Source organism: Halalkalibacter akibai JCM 9157 (assembly GCF_000513135.1).
GTDB classification, from domain to species: Bacteria; Bacillota; Bacilli; order Bacillales; family Bacillaceae_D; genus Halalkalibacter; species Halalkalibacter akibai.
In genome coordinates, this window is the sequence record NZ_BAUV01000120.1 from 1 (window position 1) to 1,614 (window position 1,614).

Genomic DNA, 1,614 nt, shown 5'->3' on the forward strand with positions numbered 1-1,614 from the left:
TTAAGCTAACTGGAGCGTTTCTACAATTAAGCAGGAACACTTGTTACTTTAATACTGACAAGTTGTGGTAATCTGAGTACGTTCAGAATACATATCAACTAGACCATTCAATTAGGGGGATGATTTAGTTTGTCAAAAAGCAAATTGATTTCAATTGCATTCATGGCAACCTTAACTATCATGGGGGTCACTTACCTATTTATTAATTCAGATGAAGCAGCAATTGCGAATAACGGAGAAGTTAAAGAAGTTGACTTAGTAATGTATTTGTTTAACCCAGAAATTATTAAAGCCATAAAACAGCAATATGAGCTAGAAGAAGATAGTTCGATTGGATACGGTTTGGAAAACATTAAGATTAAAGAGTTCGAAGAATCAGATTCCGTTGGTTATCATGTTTTAGTTGATGTAGAAGGGTTTTATCAAGATAGCAACGAAAGTAAGTTAAAAACGGAAATAAGGGATACATTAAAATTCTCTGTAACTAGTGATGAATATTCAATAAGTATGAAACTTATTGAATATTCATCGAATGGATGGGAATAAGCAGTTTGCTTGAAATACCAATTGAACTAACGGATGCGTTTCTGCAATAAAGCAGGAACGCTTTTTTTGAACAAGGAATAGGAAATTAATGTTAAAATTAAAATAATTGTTATTCAAGTAACGGGCAGGATAGTTTAGCAAATAATAAAAGGGGCTACCAATGAAAAAAAAGAAAACACTCATAAAATTATTGATAATTGTTGGTATATTGGTATACGGAATTTATTGGGTATTTTTTGACTGGGGGAGGTTTAAACAAGAATTAATCTCAGAATCAACTTCTCCGAATGGAACTTATACTATTTATGCCTATCTTAATAACACACATGCCACTACACCTTTTACTGTATTAGGAGAATTAGTTTTTAATAATTCAAGTAAAAGGTCAAAGATAATTTATTGGGATAAGGCTGAAAATGCCAATATTCTATGGATTGATGATAACACAGTTGAAATTAATGGAATTATAATTAATGTACCTAACGAATCCTATGATTTCAGAAAAGGAATTCACTAATAAAACTTGGTTTGCCGTACTTTAACAAACCTAGAGGCTTTTTATGAATGTTCCACTGCTTATTGCGCTAACGGGCAGAAGAGTTCAACAAAGAATTTGAAACTTTATCTTAAAATGAATATCTAATTAAAAGGGGGGTGTTACTTTGAAAAAAGTTGGAATAACTTTTGGTATCTTTATTGCAATAATTGCAGTGTTTGTGTTTGTAAACAAATTATATTACCCCTCTCTTCCGATAGATGGTATATCGGCAAAAGAAGCAATTGATAAACTAAAAGAATCGGATAGTAAAATAGCTGAAATTGCAGTAGAAAGCGATTCTATTTGGTATATCACAAGTAGTGAGAATAAAGGCATTTCGATTGCTGATGAAAATATTAAACAAATGGTTGTTTCAAATGGATGGGAATTTAAACAAAAAGATGGCAGTGGTTTATTCTTTGAAAAAGATGGTGAAAGATTAATTGCTACTACTCAAATGTGGACTAAAAAATATGTTCTCGTTAAAATTCCAAAGGTTTAATTACTTTTGAGTCTTTTCAACTAACGGA

3 protein-coding genes are annotated in these 1,614 nt (G+C 31.3%); all 3 read left to right on the forward strand.

Annotated elements, in window-relative coordinates:
• Positions 1–129 precede the first annotated feature (129 nt).
• The 3 genes from JCM9157_RS22960 to JCM9157_RS22970 all read left to right on the forward strand — a co-directional run bounded on the left by JCM9157_RS22960 (position 130) and on the right by JCM9157_RS22970 (position 1,586).
• Entirely contained in the window at positions 130–546 is a 417-nt protein-coding gene (locus JCM9157_RS22960) for a hypothetical protein (protein ID WP_035668840.1), read from the forward strand.
• Between the two features lie 160 nt (positions 547–706).
• Positions 707–1,063 (forward strand): DUF5412 family protein, encoded by a 357-nt coding sequence (locus tag JCM9157_RS22965; RefSeq protein ID WP_035668842.1) that lies wholly within the window; start codon positions 707–709, stop codon positions 1,061–1,063.
• 145 nt (positions 1,064–1,208) lie between these two features.
• A complete protein-coding gene (locus JCM9157_RS22970) occupies positions 1,209–1,586 on the forward strand; it encodes a hypothetical protein (RefSeq protein WP_035668844.1) in 378 nt (125 codons plus the stop codon).
• Positions 1,587–1,614: the final 28 nt, after the last annotated feature.

Bases quoted from the DNA above. Each gene is read 5' to 3' on its own strand.
- JCM9157_RS22965 (WP_035668842.1), top strand. From the start codon at position 707: ATGAAAAAAAAGAAAACACTCATAAAATTATTGATAATTGTTGGTATA.